The following is a 19,477-nucleotide window of genomic DNA, read 5'->3' on the forward strand; positions in this document are numbered from 1 at the left end:
TAGAGGTTGCTAGAAATTCGAAATACTATGACTAAGTTTGTATTTGTCACTGGTGGTGTTGTTTCCAGTATCGGCAAAGGAATTGTAGCAGCTAGCTTAGGTCGATTGCTAAAATCGCGCAACTATTCTGTGTCGATTCTTAAACTTGACCCTTATATTAATGTCGATCCGGGCACCATGAGTCCTTTTCAGCATGGTGAAGTGTTTGTCACTCAGGATGGGGCAGAAACCGATTTAGATTTGGGGCATTACGAACGCTTTACCGATACTTCCATGTCTCGCCTCAATAGTGTTACTACCGGTTCAATCTACCAAGCTGTTATTAACAAAGAGCGCCGAGGTGATTACAACGGAGGTACAGTTCAGGTAATACCCCATATTACCAATGAAATTAAAGAAAGAATATTAGGGGTTGCTGATTATACTCAGGCTGATGTATTGATTACTGAGATTGGCGGTACTGTGGGAGATATTGAGTCTCTACCGTTTTTAGAAGCAATTCGTCAGTTTCGCAAACAAGTAGGTAGGGAAAATGTGCTGTATATGCATGTTACCTTGATACCTTGGATTGCTTCGGCTGGTGAAATGAAAACAAAACCAACCCAACACTCTGTCAAAGAACTGCGGTCAATTGGTATTCAACCAGATATTTTGATTTGTCGGTGCGATCGCTCTTTACCCCAAGGTATTAAAGAAAAACTTTCCTCATTTTGTGATGTTCCAGTTGAGTGCGTAATCCCAGCAATTGACGCCAAAAGTATTTATGAAGTCCCGCTAATCTTAGAGCAGGAAGGATTAGCTTTCCAGGCACTTTCGTTATTAAATATGAAGCAACGTCAAGCTGATATCAGTGAGTGGCGGAATTTAGTAAAAAAATTATACAGTCCCAAACACCGGGTTGAAATTGCGATTGTTGGTAAGTATGTTAGCTTGAGTGATGCTTACCTCTCTGTAGTTGAATCTCTACGTCATGCAGCGATCGCGACCCATAGCGAAATACATATCCGTTGGGTGAATTCAGAAGACTTGGAAGTGGAGCCAGCACAGATACACCTGAAAGGAGTTGATGCTGTAGTTGTTCCTGGTGGTTTTGGAATTCGGGGCGTTGATGGTAAAGTTGCTGCAATCAAATATGCCAGGGAACAAAAAATTCCTTTCTTAGGATTATGTCTGGGAATGCAATGTGCAGTAATTGAATGGGCGCGAAATATTGTCGGATTAAAAGATGCTCACAGTGCCGAATTTGAGCCACTTACTACAAACCCAGTTATTAATCTTCTGCCAGAGCAGCAAGATGTGGTTGACTTGGGTGGGACCATGCGCTTAGGAATTTATCCTTGTCGCCTTAATGCTAACAGTTTGGCTGCCCGGCTATATCAACAAAAAGAAATTAATGAGCGACACCGCCATCGCTATGAATTTAATAATGCTTACCGTAATTTATTCTTAGACTCCGGCTATGTAATCAGCGGAACCTCACCCGATGGACGCTTAGTAGAAATGGTTGAACTGCCGGAGCATCCATTCTTTATCGCCAGTCAATTTCATCCTGAATTTATTTCTCGTCCTAATGCCCCTCATCCTTTATTCAAAGGCTTAATGGAGGCTGCGATTATTTGCTCTCAGACTTCTTCTGTTCCGCAAACTCCCGTACAAGTATCTTAAATTTCGCCAATTTTTTGATATTTTGTCCGAGTATATACGCAGAACGTTACAGTACTTAACCCCTTATACTTTCCATAGGAGATGTTGTACTGAAGTATGCTGACGACATCAAGACAAATAAACTTGAGGAGATGAGGGTGGCGTACTGGGCAAAAATAGTTCACGAGAAAAATGAATATGTAGTGAATTTTGAGCGAGTAACTGCTTTTTGCTGTGAAGCAAATGGCAGAGTAACCTTTTGGCTGCCAGATTGTGCAATACCCATCGTCATTAATCCCTTAAGTAATCCCCAAGACTATAAAAAAGTTCTGGAGTACATCAAGCGATTTACAGAGTTGGAATTTGAGAATACTTATTGGGTAAAAATTTTCTACGACAGAAATGAATACATTATCAACCTCAACTGCATTAGCTCTTTTTGTCACGAGCCAAATGGCAGGATAACATTCTGGTTGCCAGATAGCACCATACCTATCATAATTAATCCTGTAAGTAACTCAGATTCTTACAAAAAAGTCTTAGAGTATATTCACAAGGAGACAGGATATCACTTTGCAGAAAGTCAAAAGTAAAGTCATATCAGACATTTGATTATTTACCCTACATTTTTTTGTAAATCAGAGTTACCAGTTACCTACAGCTAACGCCACGCTTTGCTAACACCACGTAAGCGATGCGGGCGTATACCAATTACCCGTTATCAAACACAATCAAAGTAAGTGAAGTGCTAATTTTGCAGCGCCAAGCATTCCTACTGAGTTGCCTAACTTAGAAGTTAATATTTCTCAGCCAATGCGAGAAGTTGACATCACTCGTCTTTCCACTTCTGCGATCGCAGCTGGTTAAAAAAATGTGCACTGGCGCTAACACCACCTCCAATTACAATTGCTTCTGGCGTAAGGATATAAATTAAACTTGTTAAGCCGATGCCCAAGTCGTGATCATATTCTTACCAAAATTTCAAGACATTGATATTACTGCTTCTCGCAGCTTCAGCTAATTCATGGGTTTTTTACCCGTGCGCTGATAAATAGCGGTCGCAGAGGTAAATTATTCTAATGAATCTTGATTACCACTTTTACATTTTGGCTCTTGGGGATTGAAAGTAATTAAACCTAATTCTCCTGCAGCCCCTTGGTGACCAAAAAATAAATTGCCGTTTAGAATGATTGCACCTCAAACTCCAGTACCTGAAGTCAGAAAAATAAAATTCTGAAAACGACGATCAGCTACTAACCAAGTTTCACCTAAACCAGCACAGTTTGCATGATTTGCTATAACTGCCCTTGCTTCTATCTCTGAAGCAAGAGGAATATCATACCATTGAGGTAAATTAATTGCAACTTTGGCTATTTTCCCATTTGCATCGGCAGGTCCGGGAGTTCCTATACCAATTGCCCGAGTTTTATTTTCTGAATCTATTTTGGCGATCGTATCTACCATTGCTGCGATCGCTGCTTTTGGAATAGCCGGTTGGGGAGTAGGTACAGTTAGGAACTACAAACAGCCACCGTCAGCAGTAACCTAACTGGTCCTAACTTAATTGCTGTTCCTCCCAAGTCAATACCGACTACCTGAAAATCGTCCCCTGAAGATTTTTTCAAATGGTTTTGTGTCAAATGTCTGACTGATAACTCCTGTTTTTATATTTATTTATAGCAATTGCAGCGAGTAAAATTCGCCAGGGCAAAGATTATAAACTAATTATTGAAAGTATTTGTATTGAAAATATTTGAAGTTTGCCATAATTCTTCTACTTGAGTGGGAATAGCATATGCTTGTTCTGGCTCACTAGCCGGGCGAGAAAAACTTGAATTACTTTGCCAAGAAACCAAGGGAGTTCCTCGCAGTACACCAGTCAGGGCAACAAAAAGCATAAAACCGCCCGCAGCCGCAGCAATTAAAGATAAGTTATCTTTCACACCAAAATCTCGCATAAAAGTACAACAGATAATCAATCATGTTAGACCATGAAGTAATGTGTTAGTGGTATTCGTACCCTGTCGTGAGATACTTGTGCATTTTTTGTTTTAAATCAAACAAATGACTCACAACAAAATACTCGCGACAAATCACTGATTATGATTATCAAATACCAACTCCTAAAGACTAAGTTCTAAAGACTAAGTTCTAAAGACTAAGTTCTAAATACTAAGTTCTAAATACCAAGTCCCAAACCAAACACCAATTACAAACTACTGCTTCACAAATACGAATTTCCAACAACAAGCAATCTATAAGCAAATTATTCTTTCCCGGTACGGGGATTGATAAACTCATTCAACCCCTCACCAAGTAAAGATAGCCCCACAACCATTAAAGTCATTGCTAAACCAGGAAATAGTGTTGTCCACCAAATCCCAGTGGGTAAAGCTTCTAAGGCTTGGCGCAAGTCATGACCCCATTCTGGTACTTCTGCTGGTAATCCCAAACCTAAAAACCCCAAACCTCCCAAAACCAGAATTGCATCTGCAGCATTCAGGGTGAAAAGCACAGGTACGCTTTGAATTACATTTAAAAACAAATACCTGGAAAGCACCTGCCAAGTATTTGCTCCCATTGCTTGGGCTGCTTCAATAAATACCTCTGTTTTTACGCTGACTGTATGATTGCGGACGACTCTGTAATATTGAGGTATATAAGCGATACTAATTGCGATCGCGGCGTTTAATATTCCCCTGCCAACAACAAAAGCTAAAGTCACTGATAATAGCAACCCTGGTAATGTGTAAATACTGTCCATCATAAACAGTAATACCCGATCTAGCCAGCCGCCTAAATAGCCACTTACCATTCCTAAGGGTACCCCAATAGCCATACTCAGCGCTGTTGCTAAAATTACTACTTGCAGCGCAGCTTGTATGCCAAAAATTGTCCGAGAAAAAATATCATATCCCAGACGACTAGTACCAAACCAATGTTGCAATGAAGGTAAGGTGTGAATTGGATTGTCAAGGAATTCAGTTGGATCTTGTAATAACCCCGCAACCTGGAACAGAGGTGCAAATAAAGCTAGAAAAACGAATCCCAGAGTGATAATTAATCCTATAAATGTTAACTTTTGGGAAAGATTAGGATTTTTAGTCAAACGAAATAATCTAGGCAGAGAAGTTTTGACAGCTGTCATATTATATGTAATTTACGGATTATGAGTTGTAAGTTATGTTAACGCTCACCGTTTGCGGTTAGTTTGTGCTAACGTTTTGGCTTGGCCTCTTATTAAGACGTATATATTTAGACGTAAGCTGTCTACGGGTATCTGATAACAGAGGACAGTTTAAATTTTTCAGTTAATTTTCTCAACTCAATATCAAAAACTCAATCGTTTACACTACCAGTTATATAGATGACAAGTAATTGTTAATAGGCAATTTAGTCATTTTTACTAGATAGTAGGACAAGATTAGCAATTTATAGCAGAATTGTGGCTGGATATACTTACATATTCACTTCAGCCAGCACGTCCCGTTCGTTGCCGTTGCACTCACACTGCGTACTGTTGCAGGCATTTTAGAGTGTAAGCACAGCAGAAGACAGGAGCCAGAAATGAAATATCTGTGACCTTTATCTCAATTATTTGGTATCTGCTATAAAACTACAAATGGAGAATCCCCACGCGTAATAGATGGGGAATCACAAGAATTTGCAGTATTAGCGCAGAGCGTCCGTGGGATATGAAAAATGATAAATTACTTAAATTACTGAAAATCACAAATTACTGGAAATTAGTTCGCGGTACTGACTTTTTTGCTTCACACCTTTGACTTCACGTAACAATTCTTTATTTTTGAAAAATTGGATTGTTGGAGTTCCAGTAACACCTGCTTGTTCAGCAATTTCTCGCTCTTCGTCGATATCAATTTCTACAAAGTGAATTTTCCCATCAAACTCATCTATTACTTTATTTAATATGGGCTTGAGTGTATGACAGGGTCCACAACCGGGAGCGACATATTTGACTATCAACAGGCGATCGCTATCGTGAAATAGTTTTCTCAAAGCATAACTACCGACATGGTGCACTTGATCGATATCAAATTCTTCTGGTGTTGTACTTGTAGTTGAATGTTTTTCTCGTTTCTGCTCTATTGCTTCTGCTGTTTGATGAAATTCTTGCACCAAATTATTCATAGACAACCAACGTTCTGCAAGTAATGCTGCCATACAGCCCGTACCAGCAGCGGTTACAGCTTGACGATATTCATGGTCTTGTACGTCACCAGCAGCAAATACTCCTTCTACGCTGGTTTCTACTGAATCAGGCTTAGTAACAATGTATCCTCCTGCATCTAATTCCAATTGTCCTTGAAATAAAGACGTATTCGGGTTGTGACCTATGGCGTAAAACAAACCTTTTGCTTGCAGTTCTTTTTCTTCGCCAGTTTTCCGGTTACGAACTTTAACCCCTTCCATCCAGCCATTTCCAAATACATCCACGGCTTCTGTATTCCAGTGCACTTCGATTTTGGGATTATTTAAAACTCGGTCTTGCATCGCTTTAGATGCTCGCATCTGCTCAGAACGCACCAATAAATTCACCTTGGAACCATATTTAGTCAGATATGCAGCTTCTTCTGCAGCTGAATCACCACCACCAATCACTGCTAATTCTTGACTGTTAAAGGTTGGTGTCGCACCATCACAGATTGCACAAGCTGAAATTCCTCGACTCCAATACTCTTTCTCACTTGGTAAGCCCAAGCGTTTTGCCGTTGCTCCTGTCGCAACAATAATGGTATTAGCTTTAAATTCGCGCTCTTGTGAACGTATCGTGAAAGGGCGTTGAGACAGATCTACTTCTGTCACATCTTCGGTATACAACTCTGCTCCCCAACGTTCAGCTTGAGCCTTCATATTATCCATTAAGTTAGGTCCTGTAATCCCTTCAGGAAAACCTGGAAAATTTTCAACCTCCGTTGTTGTCATCAATTGACCACCAGGTAATCCCCCTGCTTGGAAACCCTCGAATACCACAGGCTTGAGATTTGCTCTGGCTGCATAAATCGCTGCTGTATACCCAGCAGGACCAGAACCAATTATGACTATATTTTCTACCGCTTGATTGGACATTTTATTCATAATCATAACGACTACGATTAATATAACACAATCACAACTTATCGGACCTTTATCCAAGTACTAGAGCTTAGGAGAAGTGAGAGCCTTGTTGCATTGTGCTACACCCCGAACACATAAATGCAAATGTTTCTGGTCTTTAATATTTCGTTCTAGTTGCAGCGACCCCTGCAGTCATCAGCCTAAACCCATATTTGCTCAAAAATATTAGTTCTCAAAAGCTTCTAAATATTATGAGGGCCAAGAATTCAGCCTTTAATTTGAAAATAGCTCCAAAAAATTTTTTCAGAAGTGATATGAAAATATTTCGAGGTGGGTAAGTTATTTCTAGAAAGCAATAAAACAGTATTTAGCATAAAAGGAAATTCAGACGTGAAAACCAATTTAAAAGCTAAACTTATTCAAAACTTATCGAGTAAAAAGAAAGGTGATGAAGGTTTTACTCTGATTGAATTATTAGTTGTAATTATCATTATTGGAATTCTTTCTGCTATTGCATTACCATCCTTTTTGAATCAAGCAAATAAAGCTAAACAATCTGAAGCGAAAACAATTGTTGGTTCTATGAATAGAGCCCAACAAACATACTACTTAGAAAATAATGCATTTGCAGATAAAGATAGTTTTGGTGGATTAGGTCTTGGTGTTAAGACAGAAACTGATAATTATAAGTATGTAATATCAGGTGGTGGTAGTGGTAAAACATTAGTCACCAATCAAGCACAATTAAAAGCTGCAAAAAGTGCATTAAAAGCTTACATTGGTGGAGTTACTGTAGGAACTGTTAAAGATACAAACGAAGCAACAACTATAGCTACATTGTGTGAAGGCTTAAAACCTGGAAGTGCTGGCGGTAAAGATGGGAAACAGGATGTTACTGCTACTGCAAACGAAGTTAAATGTCCAGCAGACTATAAGAGTTTATCTAGCTAATAATTGAGAATTATAGTAACTTTTATTTACTCAAAATAATTCTCTGTTTGGAGTGGATAGATTTTCTATCCACTTTTATTTATTATTATCCACTTTTTCTTATTATATTAATGATTATATATAACAATCCTAAATCATTAATAAAATCAATATCACAGATAAGCCACAGAGATTGAACTGCACCTGCGGTGTAAGCACAGCCAGAGGCTTTATCATCACCGTAGACTCTGATGTAAGGCTTAATGCCGCACCATCACCTTTCTCCACAATTTATCTGTTCGCGAGTCAAATAGGATTGCGATAAAATAATTTATTTTTATTTTTTTTATACTATAGTTAAAATTAAATAATATGTTTATTGCCTAGCAATTATTATTTATTAGACTGTCACTGTCATTTGAAAATATTTTTCCCAGATTTTACTTATTAGCTGTACTTATTAGCTGTATTAAGAGGAATTCTTGTCACAGCAACGGGTAGAAAATTTTTCTTAACTGTCACTTAAATTTATCAATTTTGCGGAAAATAGTGTGCTCAGACTTAAAAATATTCTAGTTCACCAATCAAATGTAGTTTAAATCACTTTTGTTATCATTCAAGTATGCTGTGTGGCAAAATGCAAAATTAATTTTGATTTTTATGTTAAAGGACGGATATAATATTGATTTTTGCCCAAAAATATAGATTGTTGGGTGATGAAAGCATAATTATGGAAAAACAAGTCCATAGCATAATCTCTATTTGGTTAAGTGGTTATGCATGGTTTTTGCTGTTTTTCCCATTTCCGGACGTTAACTAAAGACAGGGAACTCTATCTGAAAGATTAAAATTTTATAAAGCTTTTTTTTATTTTATGTTAGGAGGCCGATGTTTGCGATACTCTATATGAAGTCTCACTGCATACAGCAAATATCTTTGGATCCATACTCTAGCTAGTCGTCAATGATTAATTCCAAAAAATCGATTAATTACTATCAGTCCTTAATTCAAAGGATTTGCCAGTAAACAGACGGTTTTTAGATTCTTATGAAGAGTAAAAACAGGCAAACAGGCAGAAGTGTTAGGATGTTTGCAATTAGCGATGTGAATGCTGATGCCAATCATTCATCGAGGTCATTACCCTACTGAGTTTTATTAACTGGGGTAGTGATTACCGTACAAATGAGTTTTACTGTTACTTTATTGGGTTAAGTGTGGTATAGTTAAAAATGCAAGACTTGCTTTGCCAAAGTACAAAACTCTACATATAAGTAATGGTCTGAAGTTTGCTTGTAAAGCGGTTTTGATTTCAAGTATTTACTAAAACAAATCAGAGTTCAATTGAGGTTATGGCTCAACAAGTAATTCACCCCATGGTGAAGTTGCAACGGAACGTGCAATCACTGGTAGATTCAAAAATTATCAAGCCTAGCGATAGTATTTTAAAAATCGCTCTGCTTTTTGGTGAAGAATGGCAATATTGGAAGCGCGAACTACTGGACTTTGGTTTCAGTACCCAAGATCCGGTTAGTGAGTTGTTAGCAGTAGAAGCTTGGGATGAGGAGTAAGAAGCTATTTTAATTAATCTTTTGCAGAGACTCCCACCGTAGTTAGTGTTACGTGCGTATTGTTTTGAACTTTTCAAATTACGATAGATTATAGAAACTTAGAAGATTTTTTATAGTCTTGCCAAGTGTGAGATATAAGTTCATGATTTGGTAACAAATTTACTAAGACAAGTTACCATTTTTGCGAAATAGTTAAAGTACTGCGATTGTGATTCTGGATTTACTAGATATTTCACTCCAATTAGTGACGATCGCACTTAGTACTTGACTGGAATAATTGACATCGGCGATGCATCCATCTGCGACCCAAGACTAAAAAATGTTTGCACTATTGTGCTTGAAACGATCAAATTTTTGGCTGTGAATGTGAAGTGAAAACACGGTAGCGACTGACTCTTAGAGAGTAATAGCTTGCAAATAGCATATTCGCTATCGCTAAGAAATACTTATTTTTTGAGTACTCAGGTAGCAAAACCAACTGACATTTATTTCTGGTTTTCATATGGGTGTGATCATCAGTAGATGTAACATCCTTGACAAGTTTTGCAATAGCTTTTACACCTTTTAAAGATTCAAATTGCTTGTAAATAGCAATTTTCATCGTTTACCGTAAGTGAAGTTCTAGGGTCTTGATCGTATCCATAGTGTATTCAGGAAAATAAGTACTTGCAGTGTGGATATCAATTCCAAGAAACTAGTACAAAATAGTTTGAAAAGAGCATACAAGATAATATCCCCCGTACATATCTTGATATAAATTTATTGGGATAGATTTCTTGATATTTTTTGACGGGGTTATATTTGTGTGCCTCCAGCATTTTTTAGTAGTTTCTAGCAGAGATGATTTTGTATAAGTTTACAGTCTAGAAATTAGCTGTAAGAATTTTTGTTCCCTGTATTATCCCAGTGCCCGTACAGAATAAATGTAGCGTTCGCATTGTTTTTGTTTAGGAATCCTGAGTAATAATTAAGACCTATTTCACTTCTCTTAGACATATCACACTAATTTGTTAGGTTAGTCAGGATGTCGTTGTTCGGACTTAAAGTGTATGGGCATTAAAATTTTGTTAGTAGATTTTATGCACCTAGAAATGAATACTATGTGACGCAGTTAGGGACTTATGCCGACAGGATAGTCAACTCTTGCATGGGTGACAACAGGTCACATTTTAGTATTGCTGTTACTTCCTATTAGAAAAACCTGTGGTTGTCTGCAGAATGTCGCGCTGATATCTTTAAAAGCCTGCCGCTCTTAATATTTCCGCCAGGGTAGTGGTCTAGTTTGATTTAAGTGTTACATGATGAGGTATATTTCAAGCAAACTAAAAAAGTTTCAGCAGCAATCACCCAAAGCATTAGCTAGCTCTCTTGCTGTTTGATAACGATCGCGTGGCAGAGGTTCTGTGGTACGATCTATAACCTTTTTCAGTTTGTCAGTAAATGTAGGAATACTACTCAGGTCGAATCGGAAACGATTACCGTGACGACGATAAAACTTAAATGGGTTTTCTCCAGAAAGTAGAAAAATCATAGTTGGTCCAATCGCATACAAGTCAGACTGGGTCAAAGGCTGTCCCCTTTCTTGCTCTGGAGCACAATAACCTTCAGCACCTATACGAGTTCCTGGTGTCGTACCGATTTCTTTGACTGCACCGAAATCTAGAACCATAATGTGATTATCAGCATTTCTTACCATCAAGTTAGCAGGTTTGATATCCCTATGAATTAAAGGTGGTTGATGACTGTGCAGGTACTCAAGAATGTCACAGGTTTGAATCATCCAAGTAATTGCCTGACTTGGCAATACAGGACCGTTTGTATAGATTAATTTTTCTAAGTCCTTACCGTGGACGAGTTCCATTGCCAAATACTTTTTGCCTGCCTCCACAAAAAAATCATAATATTTGGGGATGCCAGAATGATTGAGACTGCGAAGGGTATTCGCCTCGCGTTCGAATAATTCTTGTGCCTTAGAAATTTTTGCCATATCAGTATTCATCTCTTTTAATACCAATAGTTGGGATTGATTGGCAAATTGACCTCGTTCGTTCCAAGCAAGGTAAGTAGTTCCCATCCCGCCCTGTCCCAAGGTACGCAACACTTGATAATGGCAAATTCTATGTCGTATATTTAACGGCTGTCCGCAGTGAATACAAAATAAATTACTAGCTTTATTCCCTTCATGGGTACAAGTATTAATAGATTTATTAGATGCTGGAGATGAACTAATAAATGGCTTGTCGGGATTAACTGGATCGATTTCGAATTTTAATAAGGGACCTCCCTGGGCTAGTTGTAGTTCTGAGTTATTTTCGATATTTTGCAGTTTGTTACGAGTTACTAGAACCCCATTGAGAAAAGTACCGTTAATACCTTGACTAATAATTTGCCAACAAATACTTCCATCAGGATTTTGGGTTTGACGGATTTCTAAATGATGTCGAGAAACAAGATTATCAGTTAAAACAATGTGATTGTCCACAGCGCGACCAATGCGAATGATTGACTCGCCTTCAAAATGCCATTCCCGAATTGGCGTTTTTTGTTGCAGTTCTAACAAAGTCAGCGCGATCACACCTTTAATTTAGAATTTGAAGATTGAATAGAAGCTAAAGATTGAATAGAATTTAGAAAGCTGAGCAAATATCTGCAAAATTAAACAGTTTAATGAGTCTTTGCTAACATTTGCAAATAAATACTCTTTCTAATAGAAAGGCCATCAAACACTACAAGAAAAAAATTATTATACCTTAGTAATACGTATCAAATACACGGCTTGAATACGTTTGACTTAGTTTCTTAATTTAGTACTTGAGTTCAGTTCTTGAGTGAACATAGTAGAACTAATTTTTAATCTTTTAATATTGGTTAACAACGAACATTTGTTCCAACTTTTGAACGAATAAGTACTGCTGTAATATTGTCATGGCCGTTGTATTTGTTAGCTAGTTCTATTAACTCTCTAAGTCCAAAGTGTAAACTGGCATCACTTTTAAGCAAAGGTTGCAAACTTTCTTGCCAGTGATTCTCTAATAAATTGTTATCTGACAGACCATCTGACACTAGAAGAAATAAGCTGTCTTCTTCGATCTCAAAAAATTGTACTTCTGGAGAAATAAAACTATCGTCCCGCGGTCCTAATGCTTGTGTCAGTTGATACGCATCAGGACGAGAGTAAGCAATGGAAGGATCCACGCCTCTAATAATTTCTCGCTGACCGACCTCATGATCTACAGTAATTTGTTCAAATCCGCGTTTACGAGTTAAACGGTAAAGACGGCTATCACCGACATGAACAACTGCTACGTCAGTATCCTGTATTAAAAGCATTACCAGGGTTGTCCCCATCCGTCCGATACCAGAACGAGCTTCTTGTTGGTTGACATCATAAATTGCTTTATTTGCCGAGCTAACTGCTTCCAAAATAGTTTCTTCACTTGGTAAGCTATCTGTCCAGTGTGTTTGAAAATATTCTCGTAGAGTATCAACTGCTAATTTACTAGCAACTTCTCCCCCCGCATGTCCGCCCATTCCGTCACAAAGAATATACAAGCCACGCGCTCCGACATTTCCACTTCTGGGTAGTTCCAACTTACTAATTTTAGTTTCAATCCCAAAGTAATCCTCATTGTGGTCGCGTTGGGACCCCACATCGGTTACTCCTGCATCTTCCAAACTAATAAGATGGAGAGGTAGTGTTACTGTCGGTGAATCTTCATTCATTTTTTCCCCTTCTTCCATATCATCATTTACTTGCAAAAGTGTTGGTGAAGCAATGTTGTTAGAGCATTGTAATTGAGTTCCTATATCCTCTAGGCGTAATTGTAATTGCTTCAGGGTTTGGATTTTACCAAATTCTAAATCCCCTAATAACTCAACGAAAGCACCAACCTGAGTTCGTTGAGATTGACGAAACAAAGCTTGCCAAACCCTTCCTAAAGCTTGAACCTTCAATGGTGAGTTTTGTACGGGCGTGGTGTTTGTTCTTTCTGTAACAGAAGATGAAACTCCAACATTATTTATATACTGGCTGACAGGCTCAAAGTATAACTTTTGTAACGCTACCGCTTGGTCTTCATCCAACTTAAGATTAGATAATTGCAAAAGACTTCGGCAACAATTAAACGGTTCGAGAATTTGCCAAAGTACGGTCATTTGGTGACAAAAATGTAAAATTTGGAATGATGTAGTCGTATCTGCACTCCATAAATCTAACAGTTGTTTCCAATTAGACCTATCTTCAAGCAAAATTACTTGCATATCTCCTTGTTGCCATGCATCATGAATTAGGGGTATTCCGTAATGCACTTGAGGATATAAAGCGATATAAGTTTTAGCAATATGTGGTATTCTTTCTGATTCTAATACTGCATTATTGGTCTTTGTAGAAATATTCTCCAAAACTGCCGTTAGCGGTGATATCTGATATGGTTGGGAGTCCAATACTTTGACACAAATCTCACTTTTTGCTTCAATCTCTTCCCAAATGGGTAGATTTTCTAATAATTGGTAGCGTTGTTGTGAGTCTAAATGATAACCTACTTCCAGTGGCCAAGAAACAACTTGTTCGGAACTAATTAGTTCATTACTATTTGTTGTCTCAGTTTCTTTTAAACTATCCCCACTAGATTCTCTGGTACTAACCGTAATTTGCTCCGTTGGTGTTTTGACAATGGTTGCTAACCATACCATTCCACATTCAGCACCACAGTTCTGACACTGCTTGGCATTAATCGCTACGCCAGTGCCACATTCGGGACAGATCTTTTGGGTCAGGGAAGTACCGCAGTTTTGACAAAATTTATTGCTATTCGGATTCTCAAATTTACACTGAGGGCAAATCAGCATTTCGGAAGTTCCTTCATTCCCGTTCCAAGGTGCTCCTATCAACTACAATTGCAATTACCATTTTTTCACATACTTTAAGTATATTTATTGGTAAAAAATTGCATTCTTAGTAGACAATTTATATAACATTATTAAGTATTATGTATATTAACGCTTAGTTTTAAATTATCGGCAAGTGAATTACTACAAATTAAGTTGTCATCAAATTGAAATAGTAGGCACACATCAACATATATCTTAACAATTTGATTGACTTCATAAACAATATAAACAAAGCATGGGTAAATGAACTTTAAAGACTAGCTCCTAGATAAACTTAGTTTATTAGGACAACTTTATTGATGTAAATAATCCAAAGTAAAGATATCTGTGTATGACATCATTTGAACAGATATCCTTGATCACATTTGGATGAACTTAGAAAGCAGTTAAACTTAGCGATTGGTTAAACTTAGAAATTAGTTAAACTTAGAAATAAGATCCTGGATAAGATATCCGTAGGCTTTACAGAGTATATATAAGTTTTCCAGAGTTTTATTCCAGAGTTTTACCCTAGTTTAGTTGCATGGCGTGGATTCGATCTATTCAGCAGGTAATTGAACTGTAAAACAAGTATAATTTGAATCACTTTTGACTGTAATATTTCCTCCTAAAGACTCAGTAATTTTTTTCACTAATGCTAAGCCTAAGCCGGTTCCACCTTGTTTACAAGGGTCATTACTGGGAATTTGGTAAAAATTATCAAAAATACGAGCTAATTCAGCTTCCGGAATTTCTACTCCAGTATTTGTGATCTGGAACTGAATATTTTGAGATTTAGCTTGGACGCTCATAATAATTTTTTCACCGGAAGGGCTAAATTTGCAAGCGTTAGTCAATAATTCGATGATGATACGTTCCAAGCTAAATGGATCGCAAGTTATTAAAGGAATATCGCTTGCAATATCTAATTGCAGGTCGTGCTTGCAGGAATTACATCTTCGGGATTGAAATACTCTCACCACCTGTGGTAGCCATTGTGGGACGGAAATACTTTCAAGAACCCATCCCCGAGGATTGCTGTCTAAGCGTTGTAAGTCTAAGAAGTTGTCGATCAAGCTAATTTCTCGTTCGCACTCATTATTTAATATTTGTAAATAAATATCTGCCTTAGGTGGGAACTCGTATCTGGCTTCTGATTGTGTTGGGAGGGATTTACCCCTCTGTTCTAAGACTATCCCTAGCATCTGAATAGCCATTTTCATATTACTCAATGGCGCGCGCAATTCATGGGATATTTTACCGAGAAATTCATTCCTTAGGTGGTTCAGTGCTATTTTGTCTTCTAATTCTATTTGTAAAGCTTGTTTGCTTTTTTCTAATGCTGTTTTTGCGAGATTACTTTCAGTTATATCAACACAGGAACCAATATAACCTAAGAAATTACCATTTTTTTCAAATCTAGGCGAACCCCGATCTAGAAGCCAACGATATTCGCCATCAGCTCTTTTACAACGATATTCGATTTGGAACTGTTCTTTAGTGCCGAATGCTTTTTCAAAACGATCTAAGTACAAATTTTTATCATCTGGATGAATAAGTTTCAACCAATCTAGATCGGATGGTTTTCGATGATACATGATTTTTTCTGGACTTTGCCGTTCGCAAGTCCACGTATCATAACCAATGAATGTGAGTAACTGCTTGTTGAACAATGAATAGCACCCATCGGAGCTACTCATCCACAACATCGCTGGAATATCATCCACGCCAGCCCCAAGGAACACAAAATCTTGCTCGCTCTCTTTCATTGCATATTTTGTGTGCTTGCAGGCGGTAATTTTTTCAAATACCATCAGAATTACGGGCTTGTGGTCTTTACTTGCTGAGGTTCTAGCATTAATTTTCACCCAAGCACGATCCCAGCCCGGACATTCCAGCTGAAAATACCAATAGTGATTCTTATTCCCTATAGTTTGATGTGATAATCTGGTAAAAGCTTCGGATAATAACGGTTTTTCAGAAGTAGCGAACAACTGAGATACAGATTTTCTAAGTAAATCCTCAGGTCGATAGCCCAGGGATAAAGCACCTATTAGGTTAATAGATAAAATTTTGCCACTTAGGTCTACGCACAGATATACAGGAGGAGAATTCTTGTAGAGACAAGATTCACATAAGGAATCATTCCTTACTGGAAACAAAACTTCAAACAAAGAATTATCCACATAATTATTTCCTTCAGGTAAAAATTTCCAGCAAGGAGGTTCATTCATTGGTATTTTTTGATGGCAAATAGAATGCCTGGTAGGTAGCTGCCTAGAGTCCATTATTGCACCCAACAATTCATCTCAACTTTAAAAATAATCTCAAATTTAAAAAGATTTTAAAATCGGTATTGTGCAGATTTCAATCCAACTTTTGGTAAAATACGACTGGCCTGAAAAGGTGTCTTACACTACATTACGTGTCTTTATTTTTATAGCTTGTGACTCTAATTTTTATGAATAGCTGGATTTCATGAATAGCTAAATTTCATGAATAGCTGGAATTCTGAAACTCAAATATTTTGAAATTTGCCAATCTAGAATTTTAATAAAAGTTATATAGATGTAGCTTAACTTAACGATTTTTGTGGTTATTTATTTGTAGGATAAAGAACGGTTAACTGACAAAACCTTCTTGGATTCTGCAGAGCTAAGATAACGCCATTGACCGGGCTGAAGATCTTCTAAAGATAAATGAGCAATACTGACTCTTACCAGTCTTAAGGTAGGAAAACCAACAGATGCAGTCATGCGGCGTACTTGACGGTTTTTACCTTCTATCAGAGTCATTTCTAACCAAGCAGTGGGGACATTGAGGCGAAATCTAATCGGTGGATTGCGTTCGGGTAGATCGGGTGCTTGTGGTAGCAATTTAACTAGTGCAGGTTTAGTGAAATAGTTTTTGATTGAGACTCCAGTTCGTAATTTTTCTAAAGCCTGTTCATCAGGAATTCTTTCAACTTGCGCCCAGTAAGTACGTTGGTGTCCAAACCGAGGATGGGAAATAAGATGTTGTAGGCGACCATTATTCGTCAACAACATCAAACCTTCACTATCCCAGTCCAAACGTCCTACAGGATAGACATCGGGGATTTGGATATAATCCTTAAGCGTCCTCCGATCCGGATTGTCTTTCGTAAACTGACTGAGGACCCCATAGGGCTTATAAAACAAGATAGTCCGATTCTGATTTCTTTTGTGTTGTTTTCCTGCTGTCATTTTTTTGTTCAATTCACCAAGTATTAGTAATAAATGACAAGTGACCAATTGACCAATCCCAATCCCTAATACGTTAATTTTCAATAATTATTTTTGAATAACTATTAACTTATGCCCATTATTTTCAATAATTATTCTTAAATAACGATTAACTTATACCGATTGAAAGTGGTACAATTTATAACCATGCTAGGGGTGCCTGTATAAGAGGCTGAGATTAAACCCTTAACACCTGAGTCCGGGTAATACCGGCGGAGGGAAGCTGTTACTACAGGAAATTTAATATGCGGACAGAATGGGTTGCAAAGCGGCGCGGTCAAGGTAATGTAACGCAAATGCATTACGCTCGTCAGGGTACCATCACCGAAGAGATGTACTACGTCGCTCAGCGCGAAAATCTTCCCGTTGAGTTAATTCGAGAGGAAGTTGCACGGGGACGGTTAATTATCCCTGCCAACATCAATCATACCAACCTAGAACCAATGTGTATTGGTATTGCTTCCAAGTGCAAAGTCAATGCTAACATTGGTGCTTCTCCCAACTCCTCTAATTTGTCTGAAGAGGTGGAAAAACTTAACTTAGCAGTTAAGTACGGTGCAGATACAGTCATGGATTTATCGACCGGTGGAGGTGACTTAGATCGAATTCGGACTGCGATTATTCAAGCCTCACCCGTTCCAATTGGGACTGTACCAATTTATCAAGCATTGGAAAGTGTTCACGGTCGGATTGAAAATCTCACCGCAAATGATTTTCTCCATATCATTGAGAAACATGCCCAGCAAGGCGTAGACTACATGACCATACATGCAGGTATTTTGATTGAACATCTGCCTTTGGTTAAGACCCGAATTACAGGTATCGTATCTCGCGGTGGCGGTATTATTGCCAGGTGGATGTTACATCACCACAAACAAAATCCACTATATACCCATTACCGAGATATCATTGAAATCTTTAAGAAATATGATGTTTCCTTTAGTTTGGGTGATTCTCTACGTCCTGGTTGTACCCATGATGCTTCCGACGAAGCTCAATTAGCTGAACTTAAAACCCTTGGACAGTTAACTCGCAAAGCTTGGGAACATGATGTTCAGGTCATGGTAGAAGGTCCCGGTCACGTACCAATGGATCAAATTGAATTTAATGTCAAAAAACAAATGGAAGAGTGCAGTGAAGCACCATTCTATGTTCTTGGTCCTTTGGTAACTGATATTGCTCCTGGATATGACCATATTACTTCTGCCATAGGAGCTGCAATGGCAGGATGGTATGGTACCGCAATGTTGTGTTATGTCACACCTAAAGAACACCTTGGTTTACCCAATGCTGAAGATGTTCGTAATGGTTTAATTGCTTATAAAATTGCTGCTCATGCAGCAGATATCGGCAGAAGACGTCCGGGAGCAAGAGACAGAGACGACGAACTTTCTCGCGCTCGTTATAACTTTGATTGGAATCGTCAATTTGAATTAGCCCTCGATCCCGAAAGAGCTAAAGAATATCACGACGAAACTCTACCAGCAGATATTTACAAGACAGCAGAATTCTGTTCGATGTGCGGACCAAAATTCTGTCCCATGCAAACTAAAGTGGATGCTGATGCTTTGACAGAGTTGGAGAAATTTTTAGCAAAAGATAAAGAAGTTACGACTGGTTAAAGGGGATTGGGGACTGGGTATTTGCGACTGGGTGGGGATAGCACTGCGTCGTCGTACTGCCTGCAGCGTTGGGTGACGGCTCCGGATCCGTAGGTAGCGCAGCTATAGTCAGAGCCTGAGGGTCACCTGCGGTGTTTGGATGCAGCAAGCTGTATGACTACGTCACGCAATACCTACGGTACGCTACGCTAGCAACGCTAACATCCGCAGGATGCGTACTAACGCCTCTGGCGCGTCTCACGGCGTCGGTGGCCGAAGGTAACGTATTTATAGCCTCTAGCCTCTGGCGACTGGGAAGACTTGAATGATATCTGAATTACTAGTTACAACTTATGTGAATTAAAACTGGAATCACTTAATTTGGTGGAATCAAATAAGAAGTGATTTCTAACGGTTCTTAAAATTCTCGATATTACAAGGCTGAATTTATATAATTCACATCAAAAGCTAGTTCCAAATCTCTAATCCCTATACCCGATTGCAAAGCAGATGCCTACGGCAT

12 protein-coding genes, 1 pseudogene and 1 riboswitch are annotated in these 19,477 nt (G+C 38.3%); of the genes and pseudogenes, 5 read left to right on the top strand and 8 right to left on the bottom strand.

What is annotated here, in order from left to right; translation table 11 throughout:
- The first annotated feature begins 27 nt into the window (after positions 1–27).
- Together BC008_RS42620 and BC008_RS42625 are read left to right on the top strand one after the other, a co-directional pair.
- The gene (locus tag BC008_RS42620; RefSeq protein ID WP_027840883.1) at positions 28–1,665 is read left to right on the top strand and encodes a CTP synthase; all 1,638 of its coding nucleotides are present in this window, start codon (positions 28–30) and stop codon (positions 1,663–1,665) included.
- A 137-nt stretch (positions 1,666–1,802) separates the two neighbouring features.
- Positions 1,803–2,237, top strand: coding sequence for a hypothetical protein (locus tag BC008_RS42625; RefSeq protein WP_027840884.1), 435 nt, complete (start codon positions 1,803–1,805; stop codon positions 2,235–2,237).
- A 138-nt stretch (positions 2,238–2,375) separates the two neighbouring features.
- On the opposite strand, the pseudogene BC008_RS42630 reads toward BC008_RS42625, so the two are convergent.
- The 4 genes and pseudogenes from BC008_RS42630 to trxB form a co-directional block, all read right to left on the bottom strand.
- A pseudogene (locus BC008_RS42630) lies at positions 2,376–3,269 on the bottom strand (ROK family protein).
- Positions 3,270–3,365: 96 nt separating this feature from the next.
- Positions 3,366–3,587: a hypothetical protein gene (locus BC008_RS50970; RefSeq protein ID WP_153009506.1), complete on the bottom strand. Its 222-nt coding sequence runs from the start codon at positions 3,585–3,587 to the stop codon at positions 3,366–3,368.
- 323 nt (positions 3,588–3,910) lie between these two features.
- Entirely contained in the window at positions 3,911–4,792 is an 882-nt protein-coding gene (locus BC008_RS42640) for an ABC transporter permease (protein ID WP_027840886.1), read from the bottom strand.
- A gap of 581 nt (positions 4,793–5,373) precedes the next feature.
- Positions 5,374–6,735, bottom strand: a complete 1,362-nt coding sequence (gene trxB, locus BC008_RS42645) for a thioredoxin-disulfide reductase (protein WP_027840887.1) — start codon at positions 6,733–6,735, stop codon at positions 5,374–5,376.
- 378 nt (positions 6,736–7,113) lie between these two features.
- Here trxB and BC008_RS42650 point away from each other — a divergent pair, with 378 nt between their 5' ends.
- Both BC008_RS42650 and BC008_RS42655 read left to right on the top strand, forming a co-directional pair.
- The gene (locus BC008_RS42650) at positions 7,114–7,674 is read left to right on the top strand and encodes a type IV pilin-like G/H family protein (protein ID WP_027840888.1); all 561 of its coding nucleotides are present in this window, start codon (positions 7,114–7,116) and stop codon (positions 7,672–7,674) included.
- 1,328 nt (positions 7,675–9,002) lie between these two features.
- Positions 9,003–9,221, top strand: a complete 219-nt coding sequence (locus BC008_RS42655) for a DUF4327 family protein (RefSeq protein WP_027840889.1) — start codon at positions 9,003–9,005, stop codon at positions 9,219–9,221.
- Between the two features lie 1,333 nt (positions 9,222–10,554).
- On the opposite strand, the gene BC008_RS42665 is transcribed toward BC008_RS42655, so the two are convergent.
- The 4 genes from BC008_RS42665 to BC008_RS42680 all read right to left on the bottom strand — a co-directional run bounded on the left by BC008_RS42665 (position 10,555) and on the right by BC008_RS42680 (position 17,314).
- Positions 10,555–11,796 carry an FHA domain-containing serine/threonine-protein kinase gene (locus BC008_RS42665; RefSeq protein ID WP_027840891.1) on the bottom strand — a complete coding sequence of 414 codons (1,242 nt, stop codon included), beginning with the start codon at positions 11,794–11,796 and terminating at the stop codon, positions 10,555–10,557.
- Positions 11,797–12,089: 293 nt separating this feature from the next.
- Positions 12,090–14,069, bottom strand: a complete 1,980-nt coding sequence (locus BC008_RS42670; protein ID WP_027840892.1) for a serine/threonine phosphatase — start codon at positions 14,067–14,069, stop codon at positions 12,090–12,092.
- A 581-nt stretch (positions 14,070–14,650) separates the two neighbouring features.
- On the bottom strand, positions 14,651–16,324 hold the full coding sequence (locus BC008_RS42675; RefSeq protein ID WP_036264459.1) for a sensor histidine kinase: 1,674 nt from the start codon (positions 16,322–16,324) through the stop codon (positions 14,651–14,653).
- A gap of 366 nt (positions 16,325–16,690) precedes the next feature.
- Positions 16,691–17,314: an rRNA large subunit pseudouridine synthase E gene (locus BC008_RS42680; protein WP_058182994.1), complete on the bottom strand. Its 624-nt coding sequence runs from the start codon at positions 17,312–17,314 to the stop codon at positions 16,691–16,693.
- Positions 17,315–17,495: 181 nt separating this feature from the next.
- Positions 17,496–17,591, top strand: a riboswitch (TPP riboswitch).
- A 7-nt stretch (positions 17,592–17,598) separates the two neighbouring features.
- On the opposite strand from BC008_RS42680, the gene thiC reads away from it, so the two are divergent.
- Positions 17,599–18,975, top strand: coding sequence for a phosphomethylpyrimidine synthase (gene thiC / locus BC008_RS42685; protein ID WP_027840894.1), 1,377 nt, complete (start codon positions 17,599–17,601; stop codon positions 18,973–18,975).
- Positions 18,976–19,477: the final 502 nt, after the last annotated feature.

This window comes from Mastigocoleus testarum BC008 (assembly GCF_001456025.1).
GTDB lineage: Bacteria > Cyanobacteriota > Cyanobacteriia > Cyanobacteriales > Nostocaceae > Mastigocoleus > Mastigocoleus testarum.

Excerpts from the sequence above, each read along its gene's own strand:
- BC008_RS42680 (WP_058182994.1), bottom strand. The coding sequence starts at position 17,314 with ATGACAGCAGGAAAACAACACAAAAGAAATCAGAATCGGACTATCTTG.
- trxB (WP_027840887.1), bottom strand. The coding sequence starts at position 6,735 with ATGTCCAATCAAGCGGTAGAAAATATAGTCATAATTGGTTCTGGTCCT.
- BC008_RS42620 (WP_027840883.1), top strand. The coding sequence starts at position 28 with ATGACTAAGTTTGTATTTGTCACTGGTGGTGTTGTTTCCAGTATCGGC.
- thiC (WP_027840894.1), top strand. The coding sequence starts at position 17,599 with ATGCGGACAGAATGGGTTGCAAAGCGGCGCGGTCAAGGTAATGTAACG.
- BC008_RS42655 (WP_027840889.1), top strand. The coding sequence starts at position 9,003 with ATGGCTCAACAAGTAATTCACCCCATGGTGAAGTTGCAACGGAACGTG.
- BC008_RS42670 (WP_027840892.1), bottom strand. The coding sequence starts at position 14,069 with ATGCTGATTTGCCCTCAGTGTAAATTTGAGAATCCGAATAGCAATAAA.
- BC008_RS42675 (WP_036264459.1), bottom strand. The coding sequence starts at position 16,324 with ATGAATGAACCTCCTTGCTGGAAATTTTTACCTGAAGGAAATAATTAT.
- BC008_RS42640 (WP_027840886.1), bottom strand. The coding sequence starts at position 4,792 with ATGACAGCTGTCAAAACTTCTCTGCCTAGATTATTTCGTTTGACTAAA.